General features: G+C 60.2%; 19 protein-coding genes and 1 pseudogene. 4 read left to right on the top strand and 16 right to left on the bottom strand.

Annotation, left to right across the window (positions count from 1 at the left end; genetic code table 11):
• Positions 1-322: 322 nt before the first annotated feature.
• Entirely contained in the window at positions 323-667 is a 345-nt protein-coding gene (locus tag LPU83_RS63305; protein ID WP_024315604.1) for a hypothetical protein, read from the top strand.
• A gap of 678 nt (positions 668-1,345) precedes the next feature.
• On the opposite strand, the gene LPU83_RS63300 is transcribed toward LPU83_RS63305, so the two are convergent.
• The 10 genes and pseudogenes from LPU83_RS63300 to LPU83_RS63255 all read right to left on the bottom strand — a co-directional run bounded on the left by LPU83_RS63300 (position 1,346) and on the right by LPU83_RS63255 (position 10,061).
• Positions 1,346-1,504: a hypothetical protein gene (locus tag LPU83_RS63300; protein ID WP_157997384.1), complete on the bottom strand. Its 159-nt coding sequence runs from the start codon at positions 1,502-1,504 to the stop codon at positions 1,346-1,348.
• Positions 1,501-1,854 carry a cupin domain-containing protein gene (locus tag LPU83_RS63295; RefSeq protein ID WP_024315606.1) on the bottom strand — a complete coding sequence of 118 codons (354 nt, stop codon included), beginning with the start codon at positions 1,852-1,854 and terminating at the stop codon, positions 1,501-1,503. The genes LPU83_RS63300 and LPU83_RS63295 overlap by 4 nt, the downstream gene beginning before the upstream one ends.
• Positions 1,847-2,515, bottom strand: a complete 669-nt coding sequence (locus tag LPU83_RS63290) for a cysteine hydrolase family protein (protein WP_024315607.1) — start codon at positions 2,513-2,515, stop codon at positions 1,847-1,849. Before LPU83_RS63290 ends, LPU83_RS63295 begins: the two co-directional genes overlap by 8 nt.
• A gap of 2 nt (positions 2,516-2,517) precedes the next feature.
• A complete protein-coding gene (locus LPU83_RS63285) occupies positions 2,518-4,068 on the bottom strand; it encodes an ABC transporter ATP-binding protein (protein ID WP_040680828.1) in 1,551 nt (516 codons plus the stop codon).
• Position 4,069: 1 nt separating this feature from the next.
• Positions 4,070-5,125: a cyanuric acid amidohydrolase gene (atzD, locus tag LPU83_RS63280; RefSeq protein WP_024315609.1), complete on the bottom strand. Its 1,056-nt coding sequence runs from the start codon at positions 5,123-5,125 to the stop codon at positions 4,070-4,072.
• A complete protein-coding gene (gene biuH / locus LPU83_RS63275; protein ID WP_024315610.1) occupies positions 5,125-5,826 on the bottom strand; it encodes a biuret amidohydrolase in 702 nt (233 codons plus the stop codon). The genes atzD and biuH overlap by 1 nt, the downstream gene beginning before the upstream one ends.
• 9 nt (positions 5,827-5,835) lie before the next feature.
• Positions 5,836-6,851 (bottom strand): annotated as a pseudogene (locus tag LPU83_RS63270) (formamidase).
• Positions 6,852-6,861: 10 nt separating this feature from the next.
• Positions 6,862-7,788, bottom strand: a complete 927-nt coding sequence (locus LPU83_RS63265; protein ID WP_024315613.1) for an ABC transporter permease — start codon at positions 7,786-7,788, stop codon at positions 6,862-6,864.
• Positions 7,788-8,918: an ABC transporter permease gene (locus tag LPU83_RS63260; protein ID WP_024315614.1), complete on the bottom strand. Its 1,131-nt coding sequence runs from the start codon at positions 8,916-8,918 to the stop codon at positions 7,788-7,790. Before LPU83_RS63260 ends, LPU83_RS63265 begins: the two co-directional genes overlap by 1 nt.
• A gap of 18 nt (positions 8,919-8,936) precedes the next feature.
• Positions 8,937-10,061, bottom strand: a complete 1,125-nt coding sequence (locus tag LPU83_RS63255) for a BMP family ABC transporter substrate-binding protein (RefSeq protein ID WP_024315615.1) — start codon at positions 10,059-10,061, stop codon at positions 8,937-8,939.
• Positions 10,062-10,362: 301 nt separating this feature from the next.
• On the opposite strand from LPU83_RS63255, the gene LPU83_RS63250 reads away from it, so the two are divergent.
• Together LPU83_RS63250 and LPU83_RS63245 are read left to right on the top strand one after the other, a co-directional pair.
• Positions 10,363-11,055 (top strand): GntR family transcriptional regulator, encoded by a 693-nt coding sequence (locus LPU83_RS63250; RefSeq protein WP_082321301.1) that lies wholly within the window; start codon positions 10,363-10,365, stop codon positions 11,053-11,055.
• A 48-nt stretch (positions 11,056-11,103) separates the two neighbouring features.
• Positions 11,104-11,493 carry a RidA family protein gene (locus tag LPU83_RS63245; RefSeq protein ID WP_024315617.1) on the top strand — a complete coding sequence of 130 codons (390 nt, stop codon included), beginning with the start codon at positions 11,104-11,106 and terminating at the stop codon, positions 11,491-11,493.
• 51 nt (positions 11,494-11,544) lie between these two features.
• On the opposite strand, the gene LPU83_RS63240 is transcribed toward LPU83_RS63245, so the two are convergent.
• The 6 genes from LPU83_RS63240 to LPU83_RS63215 all read right to left on the bottom strand — a co-directional run bounded on the left by LPU83_RS63240 (position 11,545) and on the right by LPU83_RS63215 (position 17,596).
• The gene (locus tag LPU83_RS63240) at positions 11,545-12,126 is read right to left on the bottom strand and encodes an NAD(P)H-dependent oxidoreductase (protein WP_024315618.1); all 582 of its coding nucleotides are present in this window, start codon (positions 12,124-12,126) and stop codon (positions 11,545-11,547) included.
• On the bottom strand, positions 12,123-13,532 hold the full coding sequence (locus LPU83_RS63235) for an FAD-binding oxidoreductase (RefSeq protein ID WP_024315619.1): 1,410 nt from the start codon (positions 13,530-13,532) through the stop codon (positions 12,123-12,125). Before LPU83_RS63235 ends, LPU83_RS63240 begins: the two co-directional genes overlap by 4 nt.
• Before the next feature lies 1 nt (position 13,533).
• Positions 13,534-14,847 carry a cytosine deaminase gene (locus tag LPU83_RS63230; protein WP_024315620.1) on the bottom strand — a complete coding sequence of 438 codons (1,314 nt, stop codon included), beginning with the start codon at positions 14,845-14,847 and terminating at the stop codon, positions 13,534-13,536.
• The gene (locus LPU83_RS63225) at positions 14,847-15,692 is read right to left on the bottom strand and encodes an ABC transporter permease (protein ID WP_024315621.1); all 846 of its coding nucleotides are present in this window, start codon (positions 15,690-15,692) and stop codon (positions 14,847-14,849) included. The genes LPU83_RS63230 and LPU83_RS63225 overlap by 1 nt, the downstream gene beginning before the upstream one ends.
• Positions 15,689-16,516: an ABC transporter ATP-binding protein gene (locus tag LPU83_RS63220; protein WP_024315622.1), complete on the bottom strand. Its 828-nt coding sequence runs from the start codon at positions 16,514-16,516 to the stop codon at positions 15,689-15,691. The genes LPU83_RS63225 and LPU83_RS63220 overlap by 4 nt, the downstream gene beginning before the upstream one ends.
• A gap of 63 nt (positions 16,517-16,579) precedes the next feature.
• The gene (locus LPU83_RS63215; protein ID WP_024315623.1) at positions 16,580-17,596 is read right to left on the bottom strand and encodes an ABC transporter substrate-binding protein; all 1,017 of its coding nucleotides are present in this window, start codon (positions 17,594-17,596) and stop codon (positions 16,580-16,582) included.
• A 185-nt stretch (positions 17,597-17,781) separates the two neighbouring features.
• Between LPU83_RS63215 and LPU83_RS63210 the strand changes: the two genes are divergently transcribed.
• A complete protein-coding gene (locus tag LPU83_RS63210; RefSeq protein WP_024315624.1) occupies positions 17,782-18,732 on the top strand; it encodes a LysR family transcriptional regulator in 951 nt (316 codons plus the stop codon).
• Positions 18,733-18,734 lie beyond the last annotated feature (2 nt).

Raw genomic sequence — 18,734 nt, 5'->3', positions numbered from 1 at the left:
TAATAATCTCTTGATGTCAAATGCGCCGAGTTCAGACTACGAGACGAGGCGATCGGACAGTTTTGGTTGGCGACCAACGTTCAGATCAAACTTCCAAAAGTGCGATCATCGTTGATGAAAATGCGTCGAAGAGGGCTACCATGCGACAGAACAAGCAGGGTCTGACATACCTGACACCGGTCCCACCGTTGAGCAGCCGCCAAGCCGGTATGCTCGCGTGTCGAGATTAGAACCTACGCAGTCGGCTCGAAAGGCCCGGAATGCGGCCATCAAAGCAGGCATCCACATTGCCACTTATTGCTAGCAGACGAGGGACTCTGAGATGATGAAATTGCGTTTGATAAGGATCTTCATGCTAGCCTTGCCGGCCATGCTTGTATCAGTAGCAGCTCGGGCGGACACGCTTCAGCTCTCGAAAGTTGATCGCAAAATTGAGAGCCACATTCAACGCGGCAACACGAGGCAGAACGTTCAATGCCTCGCTTACATACTGAAGGACTTTCAGGAGCGAAAAATCCGCAAGTCAAAGATCTACGTGACATTCGACGATCCGAACATTGACGGCATCGGCGTCGGACTAGTCGAAACGGACGAGAACTACACTTGCGAAGCCGGCGAACTCCGAGCCTGGGAAGCGAATGAATACCAGCTTGTGAAGACATTTTAGCAAGTGATTCAATATTGTCCGCACAAATTGACCCAGCACGGCAGCCCGATTGCCAAGCAGCGGGGACGCGGCCGACGAACAACGCCTTCTGTCACGACGCTCGGGCGGAGCGATAATCCAAACCATCGACAAGCGGCGGCCGGCAACGTCTTCAAGGTGCCCTGTGCGCACGCCCAAATACCAACCGAATATAGCTGGTGACCTGGCAAGGTGAGACCGGCCTGGACGGCAAACAGCGGCAAGACTTCCAAGGGTAGGATGGGGAAGGCCGGTCGGCCTGATACGTTACGAAGCGGCAGGCCCGATGAGGGAGAATGGCTGTGGAGCGGCAATGGACCGGAGGTGCAAGAGCCGCTGCTTGCCCATCAGGGGCTTTGTACCTACCTGTCGGATAGCCGACGACGATTATGATACGATGATAGCGAATGACGGGTCGAGCCGTATATACGCAAATACTAAACGGAAGCCCGGGAATTCTAGAGGGCTGGAAAGGGCGCAACTACCGCAACAATCTCTCGTGTGAGTGTGAGAAATCACCATCGCCTTAGTTGGAATGTAACATGGTTCATCAACGATAGCCCTTGTTCGGCCCGACTTGACCGTCACGGTGCGAAAGAGTGAGACTTTTCTCGGGCGCCCCCCAGAGCGCCTGGTGGTCTCCAGCACGGGCGCCGTTCTCTACGAAGGAGACCCCCGACGCGAAAGATGCAGGAAAATACCCTTATCGTTTATCTCGGCGATGCGTGCGAAGACGCGGTCGATAACCTCGCCAATGGTTCCGCTGCCGGCGTAGAATTCGTGCAGCGATGCGATATCGAAGGCCGGTGCGCCGGTCATGCTATTTCCTCTTCCAGGATTTTCACGGGCCGATCCCACTGGATCAGCACGACGCAGCCGGTGTCGCTCCAGACGGAGTGTTCCGTGCCTGCTGCATTGACGATGTAACTGCCGCGGCCGTAATCGCCGGCTTCGTCGGATTGCATGCCTTCCAGAACCAGGATGGTTTCGAGACCTTCATGGCGATGCCGCGGAACCGAGGCGCCAGCCTCGTATTTCAAGAGGGCGACACCCGGCTGGTCGCCTTCGAAGGGACGGATCCAGTGGATTGTGACATCCCCTCGAAATGGACCGAATGTCAGGTCTTTCCAGGCGTCCGGACTCAACAATTCACGCGTTGTCTCAGGCATGGCCGATTACCTCCAATATGTCGTCCACATGCGCGGTCCAACCGACGATCGCGCCCTGGGCGCGGATCATGGCGATGGCGGCCTCCTTGAATTCGGGAAAATAGCTCTCGGTTGCCTCTTCGGCGAGAAGGCACTCATATCCGCGATCGTTGGCTTCTCGTATTGTCGTCTGTACGCAGACCTCGGTGGTGACACCCGCAAAGACGAGCTGGCTGATGCCCTTCGCTTTCAGGACGTCGCCGAGTTCGGTCGCATAAAACGCACCTTTTCCCGGCTTCTCGATCACGATCTCGCCGTCGATCGGGGCAAGCTCGGGCAGGATCGCCGTGCCGGCCTCGCCGGCAATCAGGATCCGGCCCATCGGTCCGTCGTCGCCGATCCTGAGGCTCGGCTTGCCGCGATCGCGCTTGGCAGACGGGAGATCGGAAAGATCAGGCTTGTGGCACTCCATCGTGTGAATGACCGGCAGCCCGGCATCGCGAAACCCTTGAAGCAGTCGCTTGACGTCCGGGACGATCTTCGCGACCCGGCTGACATCATTGCCGAGGCTCGCGCCGAAGCCGCCCGGCTCGGCGAAATCGCGCTGCATATCGATCACGATGAGCGCCAGCTGGTCGCGTCTTGTTGGAAAGGCAAAAGGTTGCGCCTTGATCTCAAACATCATCAGTGATGCCCTGCCATATGCGCACCGATAACGGAAATGTCGGCCGCTCTCGCTGCGGTTTCATAGACGAGCTTGCCTTCCGAGATGACCATGATGCGGTCCGACATCTCCAGCAACTCGTCGAGGTCTTCAGACAGTAGCAGCACCGCTGCGCCGGAGTTGCGCGCTCTCATGATGCGGGCGCGAATTTCCGCCACGGCCGAGAAGTCGAGGCCGAAACATGGGTTGGAAACGATCAGAAGATCGACCTCTCCCGTCAGCTCGCGTGCCAGAACCGCCCGCTGCACGTTGCCGCCGGACAGTGCCGCAATTGGCGATGCAGACGAGGCGGTCTTGACCTTGAAGTCGGCGATCAGGTCCGTCGCACGCTTCTTCATCCTGCCCTTGTTGAGCCAGATCGCGTCCTTGCCATCCCGTTTCAGATCGAACGTACGGAAGGCCAGGTTCTCGCTCACGGTCATGCGTGGTGCGCAGGCATTCTGCAGGGGTTCCTCCGGTATGAACCGCACATTGTTCCTGCGCGTTTCCAGCCGCGTTGCGCCGTAGGCACCGCCGTTTACCAGCACGCTGCCTGTCTCAGTCGGCCGCTGACCGGCAAGGATCTCCGTCAACTCCTTCTGGCCGTTCCCCGATATGCCGGCGATGCCGACGATCTCGCCGGAGCGAACCATCAGGCTCTCGATCTCGATCGTCTTCAGCCCGGAGCGGTCAGGCGCCTTGACCTTCTCCACCTTGAGAACGGGTTTCGCCATTTCGGATACCGGCACGCGCGTGTCGAGTTCGGCGAGCTTGACGTCGCCGATCATCATGGAAGCCATCTTCGCCGTCGACAATTCGCCAACCTTGCCGCCGCCGACCAGCTTGCCGCGCCGCAGGATCGAGACGGCGTCAGCGAATTTTGTAACCTCATGGAACTTGTGCGAGATCATCAGCACGGTCAGCTCGCCGCGCTCCGTCATGCCGCGCACGTGCCCGAGCATTTCGTCCGCCTCGGCCGGCGTCAGCACAGATGTCGGCTCGTCCAGCACGAGGAAGCTACGGCCGAGGTAGAGTTGCTTGACGATTTCCAGCTTCTGCTTTTCGCCGGCCGCGAGTTCGCTGACGGGGCGATCGAGCGGAATCTTGAACGGCATCCGCACCATGAAGGCGGCGAGATCCTTGCGCTCCTTGGCCCAGTTGATCACCGTCGGCACTGCTGCGCGGCTTATGACCAGGTTCTCGGCACCTGTGAGCGATGGCACCAGCGTGAAATGCTGGTAGACCATGCCAAGACCATAGGTCGCGGCGTCCTTGGGCGAGGTGACCGCCGCCTCACGGCCATCAACTGAAACCAAACCGGAGGTCTGGTGATAGAAGCCCATAATGCATTTGACGAGCGTCGATTTGCCCGCGCCGTTCTCGCCGAGAAGCGCGTGAAAAGTGCCGGCCGGAATGTCGATCGATACATGGTCCAGCGCCGTGAAGCTGCCGAACCGCATGGTCATGTCGAGGGTTTGGATGCCGACGGCCTTGCCGGCCTTCGGAAGAGGCGTATCGCGTACGATGCTCACTTCAAATCTCCTTTTCGACGATGATTGCGACCGGCCCGCCGCCCGGCGGCCCCTGATGTTCAGCTCCGCCCGAGACGTACAAGTCGGTCATACCGAAGATGCCGGCGAGCACGCCGCCGACGAAGGCGCGGGCGTGACGCGTGCCGGCGATATCGGAATCATTCAGCATGGTGTGACGTCTGCCGCCGACCTGACCCGATGGGTCAGGCTCTGCTTTGGCCAGTACCGCCGCCAGCTTGCCGTCAGCCGGCAGGCGCTCCCAGGCGGCGCGAACGGATCGCGTGTCGATTGCGTCGTGCATGACGGCATGGTCGATGGCAAGTGGCCCCGACCATTTCGCGCTCATGCCCAGCACGATGATTTCATGATCGAGGAGTTCGACGCCAGCGGAAGCGGAGGCACACCGGGAATAGAGGTCGAAGCGGCTGCATATGTCACTGTCGGCAATCGCGTCGATCTCGAGCTCGCCGAGCGCCACGGCGACGCCGAGGGCGGAGGCGCCGCGTGACAACGCCATCGATTTCAAGGTGTCGCGCGTCGCGGTCGTCTTGCCCGCTGCTTCCGCGTCCGCAATCCGTTGCGAGGTAAGCAGCGGGCATTTGATCTGCACGAAATGAACGTCTGCGACATCCTCGATGCCGGCATCCCGGATCGCCTCGGTCACCGCAGCCGCGACCATGCAGACCTGTTCGCGCCGGCCGAGATGTTCAGGCGGCAGGGCAGCGGTCCGCGCCACGCCGATCGCGAGCGCTCCTTCTCCGGGCTCATTGACCTGCTCGCGCGCAAACACGGTCCAGTGCGGCGAAAGCGCACCTTCCGTGCCGCCCGACATGATGATCGACACGCCTTCGACATTGTGTTTTCCGAACAGCCGCTCGAAGCTCTGGGTCGCGTAGCCGCGGGTGAAATCGTTGACGCAGCCGTTCCCCTCGGTCTTGCCGAGCACGGCGACCACATTGCCGACGTCAATGCGGTCAGCAAACAATGCCTCGACGAGGGATACATCGTCCGGGCCATCTGCCGGTACGCGAAAGACATGGGCACGCAAGGAAGGCATCAGGGGAGCGCCTCGATCAGAATGGCCGAATTGGAGACGGAACCGAAGACGCCGCCCTGCATCTTCACCATCTTGATGGCGGCGAGGTGATTGCCGTAGTCGGTGGCGCCGCAGCAGTCCTCGACAAGCAGGCACTCGAAGCCGCGGTCGTTCGCCTCACGCATCGTCGTGTGGACGCAGACATCAGTGGTGATGCCCGTCAGGATGATGTTCTCGATACGCTTCTGGTTGAGGATGAGTTCCAGGTCCGTCGCGCAGAAGGAACCTTTGCCGGGCTTGTCGATGATGATCTCGCCCTCGATCGGCTTCAGTTCGTCGATGATATCCCAGCCGGGTTCGCCACGGACGAGGATGCGGCCGCAGGGGCCGGCGTCGCCGATGCCGGCGTTGATGCGCTGCGAGCGCCAGCGTTTGTTCGCGGGCAAATCGGCGAGATCCGGCCGGTGGCCCTCCCGGGTGTGGATGACGTGGTATCCCTTGGCGCGCATGGCCGCGAGCACCTTTTTGATCGGCTCGATCGGCGCGCGCACCAGCGACAGGTCGTAGCCCATGTGATCGACATAGCCGCCCGGACCGCAGAAGTCAGTCTGCATGTCGATGATGATGAGCGCCGTGTTATCGGGCCTTAATGCACCATTGTAGGGCCAGGCATAGGGATCGGCATTGATATAGTGTCCCTTGGTTTCGACCAACGCGTCCATCGTCTTCTCCTATTCCCCTGCAAGCTTGAATGTTTCCCCATAGCGCCTTGCCGGCTTGTCGAAGCCGCAAGACGTGCCATCGGTGACCGTGACCTCATCCTCCCAGGGCAGCCGGTATCGGCCAGCGATGAGGTCGTGCATGTAGGTGTAAGGGGCATCGCCCGCGCCGCCGGCAACAGCGGCGTAGCCGCGGTGGCCGAACTGGTAGATGTTGTTCTCCACGCCCCAGTTGCGCCGTGCCTCTCGCACCAGGTCTGGCCGCACTTCGGCGGTGATGATCTCATTCGGCGGCCGGACCTGCCGTGGGCGATGATCGTGCCGTCGAAATTGCAGATCATGCCTTCGCCCATAGAGTCGAATGTGCCATCCGAACCACACATGCAGACGCTGGCGGTGACCATGAGATTGCAGAAGGCGTTTGACTGGTTGGTGAACTTCCAGCTCTCGCGGATCGGAGCCGTATAGCCTGCCGTCCGGATCATGATCTCGGCGCCCTTGTAGGCGCATTCTCGCGCCATTTCCGGGAACATACCGTCATGGCAGATGATGAGCGCCAGTTTCACGCCCCGAGGGCCGTCGATGACGGGAATGCCGATATTGCCAGGCTCCCAGGGCTCGACCGGAACCCAGGGATGCATCTTGCGATAGTAAAGCTTCAACTCGCCGGCAGCGTCGATGACGATGCCGGAATTGTACGGCATCCCGTCAGGATTGTGCTCCATGATGGAGAAGCAACCCCAGATGCGGTTGTCGCAGCAGGCCTTCTTGAAGGCAGCCACCTCTGGCCCATCGAGCGAGCACATGATCTCCGGATTGATAGCCATCGACAGGCCATGCAGCGCATATTCCGGGAAAACGACCAGATCCAAGCCCGCCTGGTTGCGCCGCGCCTTGGCGACCAGATCGACGATCACCTGCGTCTGTCGCGCAAGGTCGTCGTTTGTCACCGTAACCGGAAGCTGCAGTTGGACGAGACCGATGCCGACGCCATGTTCGGACTTGTTGAGACCGCCGAGACCATTCATGGCAGATCCTTCATTTCGTGAGCGACAATGCGCCGGGCGCTCCGGCAAGCGAGCGGGTGGGCGAGGAGGTGGCGATCAGAATGACAAGCGTCAGCACGTAGGGTGCCGCGTAGAACAGGTAGTAGCCCTGTGTGACGCCGACCGACTGCAGGGCAGGGCCCAGAGCACCTGCGCCACCGAACAGAAGCGCCGCCAGAAAACAACCGATCGGGTTCCAGCGCGCGAAGATCACCAGCGCCACCGCCATCAGGCCCTGCCCGGAGGAAATGCCTTCGTTCCATGAGCCGGGGTAATAGAGCGAGAGATAGGCTCCGCCAACGGCGGCAAGCGATCCGCCGACGGCTGTGGCGAGCAGACGCACGCGGTCTGGGCTAATCCCCATCGCACGCGCCGCATCGGTGCTGTCGCCGACGACGCGCAACACAAGTCCGATACGTGTGTTCCTGAACGCCCACCACAAAAAGAGCGCAAGTATGCCGCCCAGAATGAAAAGCACGTTGATGTTCAGGGCCGCCTGAAGTTGCGGAAGATTGGACCAGGCGCCGAACGGGATCGACGGCAGATGCGGCGCTGCCGGCTGGATGAAGGGCTTGCCAAGGAAGAAGGCGAACCCCAGTCCAAACTGCATCATGGCGATGCCGATCGCGATGTCGTTGACCTTCGGCCACTTGCAGATCCAGCCGTGTCCCAGCCCGAAGATGGCGCCGGTCGCCATGGCCGCCAGCACGCCGAGCCAGGGCGAACCGCTGAGGACAGCGATCGCATAGGCGGTCATCGCGCCGAAGACCAGCGTCCCTTCCAGCCCAAGATTGATACGGCCGGATCGCTCGGTGATTGTCTCGCCAAGGCTGACAAAGATGAAGGGCGTCGAAACGCGAATCGCGCCCGCGAAGATGGCTATGGGTACGCCCCAGATGCCGATGCCGGTCGCTTCCATCAGGCGCTCCTTTTCCAGAGGTCGGGATTGAAGACCTTGAAACGGCCGTAAAACGTCTCGCAGAAGAGGATGACGACGAAGAGCGTGCCCTGCAGCACCAGTACGGTCGCATCAGGCAATGCCATGCGGCGCTGGATCAGGCCGCCCGACGCATCGATGCCGCCAAGCAAGATGGCGACCGGAATAATCGCCAGCGGATTGTGCCGCGCCAAGAAGGCGACGAGGATGCCCGTATAGCCATAGCCCGCTGCAAGCGAGGCATTGGCACTGCCTTGGACGGCGGCAACCTCGATCATTCCGGCAAGGCCGGCAAAGCTGCCGGCGATCGCCGTGAAACCGACGATCAGGCGGCCGACAGGCAACCCCTGGATCTGTGCGGCGCGAACGTTGCCGCCGGCGATGCGCGCCGCAAAACCGTAGCTCGTCACCTCGATCAACACCCAGGACGCGATGCAGGCGATGACGCCGATCGCGAGCCCCCAATGCACGTCCATCCCAGGTATTTTGCCGAGCATGTATTCGGCGGGCAGGGGAGACGTGGAGGGTTTGTTCAGGCTCGCCGGGTCGCGCAGCGGGCCTTCGACGAACTGGTTCATCAGAGCGATGGCGATATAGGCGAGCAGTAGCGAGGAGATCGTTTCGTTGACGCCGCGATAGTGTCGCAGGAAGCCCGCAAGGCCAATCCAAATGCCGCCGACGATCATGGCTGCCGCAGCCATCAGCAGCAGGACGAGGAGGGCCGGCAACGTTCCGACGAACGGTAACGCGGCGGCCGCAGCAGCAACGCCACCCAACACCACGGCACCCTCGCCGCCAATGATGACGAGCCCCAAACGAGCCGGCAAGGCGACACACAATGCTGTCAGAAGAAGCGGAGCCGCCCGGCTAAGGCTGTTCTCGATCGAGAACCAGCTGCCGAAGCCGCCCGTGTACATCAGTCGGAACAAGGTGGCCGGCGATTTGCCGATCACCAGAATGAAGATGGAGAAGAGTACCAGCCCGAAGAGGATCGCGCCGAAACTGATGACAATCGGTTCCGCCCGCCGTGCCAGCCACTCGAGGATAGGTCTGAGCACGGACGATCGTTCGGACGCGATGGATATTGCGGAAGTGTTCGCCTCGACTGTCATGACGCTTCTCCCTCAGGCTTAAGCCGTGGATCCGACGATGCCTTCCACGAGGTAGCCCATGCTCTCGAGCTCGATGGCGTCTTCGGCATAGCTCTTGTCGGCCGCAACGACGACGTTGCCCTTGTTGTCCTTGATCGGCCCCTTGAAGACGGAGAACTTGCCGGTCATCATCTCGGCGAACGTGGCGTCGAACTTCGTACGGCCTTCCGCCGGCACGGCAGGCCCGAGCGGGCTCATCTTGACGAAGCCGTCTTTGAGGCCGCCGCGCACGAAGTTGCCGAGCTTTTCGCCAGCCTGCGCCTTCTTGGCGAAACCGGTGTAGACGTTGCCCCACGCCCATTCGGCGCCGGTCAAATACTTTTCAGGTGCCAACGGGCTCTGGTTTGCATGGTAGCCGCAGACGAAAGCGCCGCGACCGGCAGCCGTTTCGACGACCACCTTCGGGCTGTCGACGTGGCAGGTGATTACATCTGCGCCCTGGTCGATCAGCGCGTTGGTGGCCTCTGCTTCTTTAACGGCCAGCGACCATTCGCCGGTGAAAATGACCTGGCAGGTGATCGACGGATCGACCGAGCGCGCGCCAAGTAGGAAGGCATTGATATTCTGCAGCACCTGCGGAATGGGCTTGGCGGCGACGAAGCCGATTTTCTTGCTCTTTGAGGTGTAGCCGGCCGCGACACCGTTGAGATACTGGCCCTGGAAAATGTAGCCGAAATAGGAACCCGTGTTCGTAGCGTTCTGTCCTTCCTGCCAGAGCCCGCCGCAGTGGCGGAACTGAATGTCGGGGTACTTTGCGGCCATCGCCAGCATATGCGGGTCGAAATAACCGAATGATGTCGGGAAGATCAGCGTCGCACCGTCGAGGTTAATCATCGACTCCATGGTCTTCTGGACATCGACCGTCTCCGGCACATTTTCTTCCTCGACGATCGTCACGCCAGGCAACGCCTTCAGGGCGGCCGCACCTTCGGCATGCGCCTGGTTGTAGCCGTAGTCGTCCTTGGGTCCGACATAGATGAAGCCGACCGTCAGCGCGTTCTGGGCAATGGCACGGCCCGGCAGCAGGCCGGGCGCCAGGGTCAGTGCGCCGGCAGCGGATGCTTGCAAGAAATGGCGACGGTTCATGGAAAGGAGTTTGGTCATCGGAATGCTCCTTGCGGCGAGTGCCGGTTCGAAAAAACGTTGCAAGAAACTGTATGCAATGGCCATGCCAAGCCATAAGTAACTGAATATAAATGAAAAACTTTACAAGTATGTCTTGACATGTGCAAACTGTATGCAGTTTCATGGAACTGATGAACAAAAAATAACCGGTGATTAATTCTAGTGCCAAATCCGTAAGCCGGGCTGCCCTACGACCCTTCCAGCGCCTCCGTTTAATATCTTAAAAATACAGGGTAATTGACTTTTTTTCGCGGTAAGTGCATCTGTATACAGTCGACAAATGCAGAACTCTTCCGTGTCACAGATTAAGCGCAAGCAACTAACGAGGGCGGGCACCACCGTGGAACAGATGGTGCGCGCCATAGCGGACATGATCGTAACCGGGGTTTTCGCTCCAGGTGAAAGAATGGATGAGCTCTCGCTGGCCACCCGCTTCGACGTTTCCCGGACACCGGTCCGGGAAGCGCTGCGCGAACTCGGCGCCATGGGGCTGGTTGATCGCGAGCCGAACCGAAGCGCCGTCGTTGCAAATGTAACGGAAGGCTATCTCCACTCCATGTTCGAGGCGATGTCAGAACTGGAAGCCATCTGCGCGCGCCTGTCGGCCGAACGCATGACAGTCGAGGAGCGGCGTTTTCTAGAGCTCGCGCACCGGGCATCGGCAAAACTCGTGCATGCGGGTGCCGATGAAGACTATGCCTCTTACAATACCGAATTTCATACGCGCCTCTATCGCGGGGCTCACAACGATCACATATTCGAGCTGGTGACGCAGACCCGTGCACGATTGGCGCCGTTCCGTCGCGCGCAGTTCAGGTTGCCGGGGCGCCTTGCCCGATCCTATGATGAACACGACGTCATCGTGACGGCGATCATGCGGGGGGAGGCAGCGGCAGCCGGCCAGGCGGCGTATTCCCATGTTGCGATCGTTAGCGATGCCAGCATCGTCTTTGCGTCGACCAAAGGAAATTGATTCCTAAGTATTTCCAGGACTGCAACCCTTGTTTCGCATGGATGTTTTATGAAAAGCGTATTCAATCCGCCCTCTGTCCGCACGCCCTTCGGGAACTACAATCATGGGCTGCTGGTGCCCCCAGGTGCGTCGCTTCTCGTCACATCGGGTCAGCTCGGGATCGGCGTTGATGATGTAATCCCGAAGGATGTGACTGCTCAGGCAGAACTTTGCTTCAAGGCGATCGATGCGATCCTCGAAGAGGCCGGCATGACCTTTGCGGACGTCATACGCATCTCTGGCTATGTCACAAAGAGAGAAGATTTTCCGGCCTATATGGCGGTGCGCGATCGCTATACGCTTGAGCCCAAACCTGTCTCGACGCTTATTGTCGTCGGCGGGTTTACACGGCCGGAGTTTCTGGTCGAAGTTGAGGTAACCGCAGCCAAGGTGGTTTGATCGGGAAACGCCGGAGCTTAAGCCGCAGTTTGACCCTGCGGGTTTGTGGTATCAGAACCGCTCCATTGTCGCCTTCACCTTGCTGAGAAAGGCGGCCCGCGTCTGGTCGGTGCAGTTGTTCATGTCGTAATGCGCCAGAAAGGTCACCGGTCGCACCGGATTGATCTGCGCACGCAGCACCCGCTTGACGATCTTTTTCGGCGGATTACCGGCAACGAAGGCGCGGAAAGGTGTCGCGCCGTAAGTCAGCACCGCACCGAGCTTGCGGATATAGCGCAGTCGAGATTCCACCTTGCCGTTGACGAGTTCGAAGGAAACGCCGGGAAGCCAGACGCGGTCGAAATAGCCTTTCAAGATTGCCGGGAAGCCGAAGTTCCAGACCGGCGTGACGATCACCAGGCCCTCCGCTCGCTTCAGCCGATCGACATAGTCCTTCACCAGCTCCGTATTCTGGGGATAGTCGTGATAGACCATTCGGTCGTGGCGGGAGAGCACGGGATCGAAGTTCTCCGCGTAGAGATTGCACTCATCGACCTCGTGTCCCGCCGTCTTCAAGCTTTCCAACGTTTGCCGGTAAAGCGCGTTGCCGTAGCTCGACTCCACCGGATGCGAGTGAAGGACGAGCACTCTCATGTGGCCTCCATCACCGCGGCAAGTCCGGGAAACAGGTAGTTCTTACCCGACGAGAAGTCGAAGTTCGGATTCTCCCAGGCGATCATCTTGCCGGGATTGAGCAGTCCCTGCGGATCGGTCTCATGCTTGAAGGCAAGCTGAACCTTGTCCGTCTGCTTCATGCCGCCTTCTTCCAGCGTGTAGCGATGCGGGTTGAAGATCGGGCAGCCATGATCCTGATGGATCTTGATGATCTCCCCCAGCCGCTCCTCGGTCGTATAGCGCACCAGCGGGAGACCCGAGCATTGGATCTGGCCGTCGAACTTGATGAATTCGAGATGGCCGGGCACTTCGTCGCCGAAGATTTCGACCATCTTGGCGACCTTCGCCACATGGTCCGGTCCGGGATATTGGACCTGCAAGTATGTAAAGGTTGGGTCGACCTTCAGCGCGCGCAGCGTCGTATGGTTCCAGGCAAGCTCATAGGCGTGGGGAATGCCCTTCATGCTCGCGACCTTGTCGGAGCGGAAGATGATCTCGCCCTTCTGGGCTGCGGTGAAGGCGGCGAACGCATCCATCGAGTGCGGTGCGATCATCAGCACCACAACCGACTGGCCCTGGCGAATATAGGGTTTGTGGCGGGTAAAGTATTCGTGCGGAATGGGCGCGGCGATCGGCGCGATCTCCTTGACGAGTATGCCGTTGCATTTTGCCAATGCGTCTGAATAGCGCGCGGCCGCCATGAAATCGTCGTAGCCCACCAGCACGTCCACCCAGTCATAGGCCGGTGCAAGTGGCATTTCGATTTCGGTGATGATGCCGTTGGTGCCATAGGCGTGGCTGACCTTTTGCAGATCCCAGCCGGTGAGATCGAGCACCCGCGGCTCTGCCTCCATGGTGACGACACGCAGCCGGATGATGTTGCCGATATCGCGCAGTCCTCCCCAGGTGATCGACCCGACGCCGCCCGAACCGCCGGCAATGAAGCCACCGATCGTTGCCGTTTGTGCCGTCGACGGATGGAAGCGAAGCTCCTGGCCTGAATGAGCCTTGGTCTGCCTGTCGACTTGGGCGATCACGATGCCGGGCTCGCAGATCACCCGACCAGGATGGATTTCCTTGATCTTATCCATGGCGGCAAGGTTGAGCACGATCCCGCCGGAGAGCGGCATGGCCTGACCGTAATTGCCGGTGCCGGCGCCCCGCGGCGTCACAGGAACGCCATGCGCGAAGGCGATCTTGAGGGTTTGGATCACCTCGGCTTCGTTCTTGGGCGTCACAACGAGATCGGCGGTCACGCCATCGAGCTGCGCCTTCAGGATCGGAGAATACCAATAGAAGTCGCGGCTCTTCTGACGCACGAGCGCCGGATTGTCCTCGACCGCAATGCCTTCGAGTTCTTTCTTGATCTTCTGGTAGTCCGGCATGTCAGGCTCCAACGACGCTATCGAGTTCACGGTAGTCCGGCAGGCTGCGGTCGATCACCTTGCCGCGGCGTAGCACCACGCGGTCAGACTGCGGACGGGAAAGAAATTCGCTCCAGCGACGCGCACTGAAGAGGACGAGATCGGCGGGCCTGCCGGCGCCGATGCGGCTGAGATCGTGGCGTCCGGCAATGTCGGCGGGGGAGGTGGTTATGACACGCGCCGCCGTATCGAGCGGATGGTCGAGGTGAAGAATGCGCACGGCTTCGCGGAACACCTCGACCGCATCGAGGTCGCCATAGGCATAGAATGGATCGCGTGTATTGTCGGATGCGACTGCTGTTGGGATGCCGGCAGCAGCGAGCTCCTTGAACAGCGTCACGCCGCGCCAGCGCGGTGTGCGGTTGGGATAGCGATCCTGCAGATAGGCATTGCACATCGGCAGCGAGATGATCGAGATGCCGGCTTTAGCGACCAGCTCCACGGTGCGCTCGGCTACTCCATCGTCCTGTCTGGCAAGCGAGCAGCAGTGGCCGGCCGTCACCGCGCCGTCAAAACGGTTCCGGAGAACCGCCTCGGCGATCGCCTTCAAAGTCTCCGCGCCGGGGTCATCCGTCTCGTCGACATGAAGATCGATGTCGAGGCCGTTCTCCGCCGCCGCATGAAAGAGCGTATCGAGCTGCCATGCGAGGTTCGGCCCCATCTTGGTGACGCCACCGATCAGACCGCCCGCATTGCGCACGACGGCGACGAGATCGGCGAAATACGCCTCATCCACCATGTCGTCCATCGGGAAGAGGGCGACGGCCTGCAGCGCGATCTTGTCCCTCCAGGTTTGCCTCACCTCGGAAAAGACATCGAAGGAAATGCGATGTTGGGGGGAAGCCGCGTCGAGATGCGTGCGGATCAGGCTCGTCCCGTGCGCATAGGCCGACCGCAGGGAGAACTCCATGCGCTTGCGCACATCATCGGCCGACCAATGCGCTTCGCGATCGGCGCCGACCGCCTGCAGGGCACCCATGAAAGTACCGTCCGGATTGCTGCTGCGTCCCCAGATATGTCCCTTGTCGAGGTGCGTGTGGACATCGGCAAAGCATGGCCAGACCATCCCTTCGCGCAGGTCGGATTTCGCCAATTCCTGCGGGGCACTGCCGGCGGGCAGGACCGCGGAAAAAAGACCGTCTTCGATGACGATATCAGCACGCACAAGGCCTTCCTTTGCCGGCGCATTGAAACCTTCGACGGCAACGACGGGCAGCGTCGCATTGCTCAGCACGAAGCGACCGGCGTTCGGAGGCGACATGAAGGAGTACGTCATCAGTTTTCCCGCTTGAGGCTGCTCTCATGCCAGCGATGCAGGCTGAGCCAGGAGATGAAAGAGGTGATCGCGAAGATCGCTACCCCGAGCAGCGAGAGCATCAGCAGGGCGGCGAAGAGGCGAGGGATGTTCATGCGGTACTGCGCTTCCAGAAGTCGGAAGGCCAGGCCGGAGCCCGCACCTGCCGAACCCGCAGCAAACTCGGCAACGACGGCGGCAATTAGCGCCAGGCCCCCACCGATGCGCAAGCCGGTCATGAAATAGGGCTGCGCCGCCGGCAGCTTGAGATACAGCAGCGTCTGCCAGCGCGAGGCACCATAGAGTTCGAAGAGGTTGATCAGATTGTGATCGACGCTCTTCAAGCCCTGCACCATGTTGGAGAGGATCGGGAAGAACGCGACAAGAAAGGCGCAGATGAGCAGCGCCACCTGTGTCGACGGTGCATAGATAAGGATCAACGGCGAGATCGCGACAATGGGCGTGACCTGCAGGATGACCGCCAGCGGATAAAAGGCGATCTCGATCCACCGCGACTGCACAAGGAAGATGGCAAAGCCGACCCCACCGACAAGCGCCAGTAGCAGCGACATTAAGGTGATTTTGGTTGTCACCCAGAGCGCGGGCGCCAGCGTTCCCCAGTCGCTGACGAAGGCGGAGGCCACTGCGCCGGGGCCGGGCAGAATATAGGGCGCGACGCCGGAAAGCTTGACGTACAGCCCCCAAACGACAACCAGGGCTGCAACGGTAGCGAATGGCACCGCAATCCGCAGCGCAAGGTCGCGCCGCTTTGCCGTCATCGGATTTGACAACGATGCCGCCGGCGCATCGGCAATATCCGTGCTCATATACACTCCTTTGCGGCATTGATGGCGCCGATCAGCGAGCGCGATACGGTCTCGCAAGCCTGGCGATATTCTTCGGACGTGCGGTAAAAGGCGTCCCGCTCAAGGCTGGTGACAAGCGGCAGGTCGGCATGGACTCGTCCCGGCCGAGCCTTCATGACGACGATACGGTTCGAGAGATAGGCCGACTCGAACACCGAGTGAGTGACGAAAATCACCGTAATGCCTGTCGCCTTCCAGAGACGCAGGACGTCGTCATTCAGTTTCTGGCGGGTGATCTCGTCGAGGGCCGCAAACGGCTCGTCCATCAGCAACAGCTTCGGTTTGGTGACCAACGCGCGCGCAATGGATACACGCATCCTCATGCCGCCGGAGAGCTCGCGCGGATAGGCTTCGGCAAAGTCCTGCAGGCCGACAGTCGTCAACGCCCTCATGATCTCCTCGCGCGCCGCAGCCTTCGAGATGCCGCGGAGCTTCAGCGGAAGATGAACATTGCCGAAGACATTCTTCCACGGCATTAGTGTCGGCTCCTGAAAGACGAAGCCGATATCGCCTTCCGGCAGACCCCTCGAGTTGATGCGGGAACTTGGCCAGTCGATCGTCCCGGAAGAAATATCGCCGAGGCCGGCAATAATGCGCAGTGCCGTCGATTTGCCGCACCCGGAAGGTCCGAGCAGGCTGATGAATTCGCCGCTTTCGACCGTCAATGACATGCCCGACAAGGCGACCGTGCCGCTGGAGAAGACCTTCGAGACCGATTGCATCGAAACGAGCGGTCTCTTGCGCGCGACCTGATTTGGCGGGATCTGAACTGAGGCTAGAGGCATCGCCTGTCTCTTTTCATCGTGGGCCGGTTTACCGCCAGGAGCGGCAACCCAATTTGGCGTGCCTCACTTTTTCAAGGCCATGCCGACGCCCTTGCAGACGTATTTCGTGGTGTAGGCCTTGGTATAGTCCGTGTCGGCCTTGAGAACCTTGATGCCAACCATCTCGGCGAAGAACTTCTTGTAGTGTTCGTCGGTGATACAGCCGATCCCCTTGTCGAGGGCTTCACCGGATTCGACGATTCCGTATTCCTTCATCTTGGCGATCGAATAGGCGATCTGGCCATCCGTCATCTCCGGATTGTCTTTCTTGATCAGCGCGTTGGCCTTGGTGTTGTCGCCATAGAGATAGTTGTACCAGCCCTCGATCGAAGCATCGATAAAACGCTGCACAACGTCCGACTTAGTATCGATCATCGACTGCGTCGTGGTGATCATCGTCGAGTAGGGGGAGTAGCCGTTGTCGGCGAGCAGAAACACTTTCGGCTCCCAGCCGGTCTGCTTCTGGATCTCATAGGGTTCGGAGGTGAGGTAGCCCTGCTGCCCGGACTCCTTGTCGGCGAGGAACGGGCCGGGGTTGAAGTTGTATGGCTTGTATTGCTCGTCCTTGAAGCCCTTGTAGTTCGCCTTCATCCACTCGAAGTAGGTCAGATAGCCGTCCTTGCCGAGAAACAGGGTCTTCAGCTTGGCAAGGTCCTCGAACGTCTCGACGCCAGCGTCGGGGTGGGCGATCAGAACCTGCGGGTCCTTCTGGAAGATCGCCGCGACGTCCACGAGAGGAATACCCTGCTCGACCGCCGACAGTTCGCCCTGCGGGCCGCCCATATAGAAGTCGATCTTGCCGGAGATCAGCAATGCGCTGTTTGCCGCGTTCGGGCCGCCCTGCACGATGGTCACGTCAAGTCCGTGCTTTGTGTAGGTGCCGTCGGCGACTGCCTGATAGAAGCCGCCATGCTCGGCTTGCGCGAGCCAATTGGTACCGTAGCTGACCTTGTCGAGCGCGTAACCGGGAGCTGCGAGCGCAACAGTGCATCCCAGTCCCAAAGCGGCGGCAGATGCCAAGTTCTTCAATGCGTTGGACATGATCGGCGTTCCCCTTTGTAGCCCGTTCGGTGCGCCCTTCGGCGCTGAATTTTCTTCATTTGAGCGATTGCGTTGCTGTTTGAAAAGCATCAAAATTCGTGCGCAACGATGCCTTTTTGGCATCCCACCGCGAGCCCGTGCCTAATTTGTGCATAGCGCTCAAAAATGATGCAACGAGGGGTCGGATGCTGCATTCCAGGAAGCTGCTTTACATCAACGAGATCGCCCGCAGTGGTTCTATCCGCAAGGCCGCGGCGCGCTTGAACGTTGCGTCATCTGCGATCAACCGGCAAATTCTGGCACTCGAGGCGGAAATCGGGGCGCCGCTCTTTGAACGCTTACCGCGGGGCCTGCGCCTAACGGCGGCCGGCGAGCTCTGCATCGAGCATATTCGGGAGGTTCTGAAGAACTACGATCGGCTGGAGGGCCGGATCAGGAGTCTGAAGATGCAGCAGGCTGGCAAGGTGAGATTGGTGACGACCGTCGGCCTCGCGTCAGGACCGCTCGCGGAAATCATCGCACGGTTCCAGTCGGAGCATCCGCGCGTCTTTTTCCAGATCAGGAACGATGCGGGCACGACGACGGTCAATCCGGTGCTCTCGGGCGACGTCGATATCGGCCTCGGCTTCAACATTCCGGCGACACCAGGAATTCGTACGCTCGGCAACTTCGATATCCCGATCGGCGTCGTGCTGCCGTCCGGACATCGCCTCGTAGGGCACGGTCCGATCAGCCTGGGCGACATCGTGCAGGAACGATTGGTGTTAGCGCAGCCTGGCACCAGCCTTCGTGACGTCATCAACCTGGCGCTCGCGCGGCTCGATGTTTCGGTAGAACCGGTTCTCGAAAGCAATGCGTCTGAGATGTTGAAGAAGCTCGTAAAATGCGGGGCAGGGCTGACCTTGCTCAATCCGCTCGACGTCATCACCGAGTGCCGCGCCGGCGAACTTGTCTTTCGGCCAATTGCCGAGCCTCATGGCAGGCACCAGCCGATGAAGCTCTTCGCCCGCGCCCGCGCGCCACTCGATTCGGCAACCAGCCTGTTTGTCGAATATCTGCTGGCCGAGCTTGCCGGGCTGGTTCAGGAGTTGCAGGCCAAGGGGCACATTGCTCCGGATAGGCCGTCTGCGACCTGAGA

Origin of the sequence: Rhizobium favelukesii (assembly GCF_000577275.2) — a bacterium.
Taxonomy (GTDB): Bacteria; Pseudomonadota; Alphaproteobacteria; order Rhizobiales; family Rhizobiaceae; genus Rhizobium; species Rhizobium favelukesii.
The sequence above is the reverse complement of the archived record's forward strand: the minus strand, read 5'-3'. Positions and strand labels throughout refer to the sequence as shown.

What these genes read in the sequence shown, in the direction of transcription:
- LPU83_RS63305 (WP_024315604.1), top strand. Translation starts at nt 323, where the DNA reads ATGATGAAATTGCGTTTGATAAGGATCTTCATGCTAGCCTTGCCGGCC.
- LPU83_RS63300 (WP_157997384.1), bottom strand. Translation starts at nt 1,504, where the DNA reads ATGACCGGCGCACCGGCCTTCGATATCGCATCGCTGCACGAATTCTAC.
- LPU83_RS63295 (WP_024315606.1), bottom strand. Translation starts at nt 1,854, where the DNA reads ATGCCTGAGACAACGCGTGAATTGTTGAGTCCGGACGCCTGGAAAGAC.
- LPU83_RS63290 (WP_024315607.1), bottom strand. Translation starts at nt 2,515, where the DNA reads ATGTTTGAGATCAAGGCGCAACCTTTTGCCTTTCCAACAAGACGCGAC.
- atzD (WP_024315609.1), bottom strand. Translation starts at nt 5,125, where the DNA reads ATGCCTTCCTTGCGTGCCCATGTCTTTCGCGTACCGGCAGATGGCCCG.
- biuH (WP_024315610.1), bottom strand. Translation starts at nt 5,826, where the DNA reads ATGGACGCGTTGGTCGAAACCAAGGGACACTATATCAATGCCGATCCC.
- LPU83_RS63265 (WP_024315613.1), bottom strand. Translation starts at nt 7,788, where the DNA reads ATGGAAGCGACCGGCATCGGCATCTGGGGCGTACCCATAGCCATCTTC.
- LPU83_RS63260 (WP_024315614.1), bottom strand. Translation starts at nt 8,918, where the DNA reads ATGACAGTCGAGGCGAACACTTCCGCAATATCCATCGCGTCCGAACGA.
- LPU83_RS63255 (WP_024315615.1), bottom strand. Translation starts at nt 10,061, where the DNA reads ATGACCAAACTCCTTTCCATGAACCGTCGCCATTTCTTGCAAGCATCC.
- LPU83_RS63250 (WP_082321301.1), top strand. Translation starts at nt 10,363, where the DNA reads ATGCAGAACTCTTCCGTGTCACAGATTAAGCGCAAGCAACTAACGAGG.
- LPU83_RS63245 (WP_024315617.1), top strand. Translation starts at nt 11,104, where the DNA reads ATGAAAAGCGTATTCAATCCGCCCTCTGTCCGCACGCCCTTCGGGAAC.
- LPU83_RS63240 (WP_024315618.1), bottom strand. Translation starts at nt 12,126, where the DNA reads ATGAGAGTGCTCGTCCTTCACTCGCATCCGGTGGAGTCGAGCTACGGC.
- LPU83_RS63235 (WP_024315619.1), bottom strand. Translation starts at nt 13,532, where the DNA reads ATGCCGGACTACCAGAAGATCAAGAAAGAACTCGAAGGCATTGCGGTC.
- LPU83_RS63230 (WP_024315620.1), bottom strand. Translation starts at nt 14,847, where the DNA reads ATGACGTACTCCTTCATGTCGCCTCCGAACGCCGGTCGCTTCGTGCTG.
- LPU83_RS63225 (WP_024315621.1), bottom strand. Translation starts at nt 15,692, where the DNA reads ATGAGCACGGATATTGCCGATGCGCCGGCGGCATCGTTGTCAAATCCG.
- LPU83_RS63220 (WP_024315622.1), bottom strand. Translation starts at nt 16,516, where the DNA reads ATGCCTCTAGCCTCAGTTCAGATCCCGCCAAATCAGGTCGCGCGCAAG.
- LPU83_RS63215 (WP_024315623.1), bottom strand. Translation starts at nt 17,596, where the DNA reads ATGTCCAACGCATTGAAGAACTTGGCATCTGCCGCCGCTTTGGGACTG.
- LPU83_RS63210 (WP_024315624.1), top strand. Translation starts at nt 17,782, where the DNA reads ATGCTGCATTCCAGGAAGCTGCTTTACATCAACGAGATCGCCCGCAGT.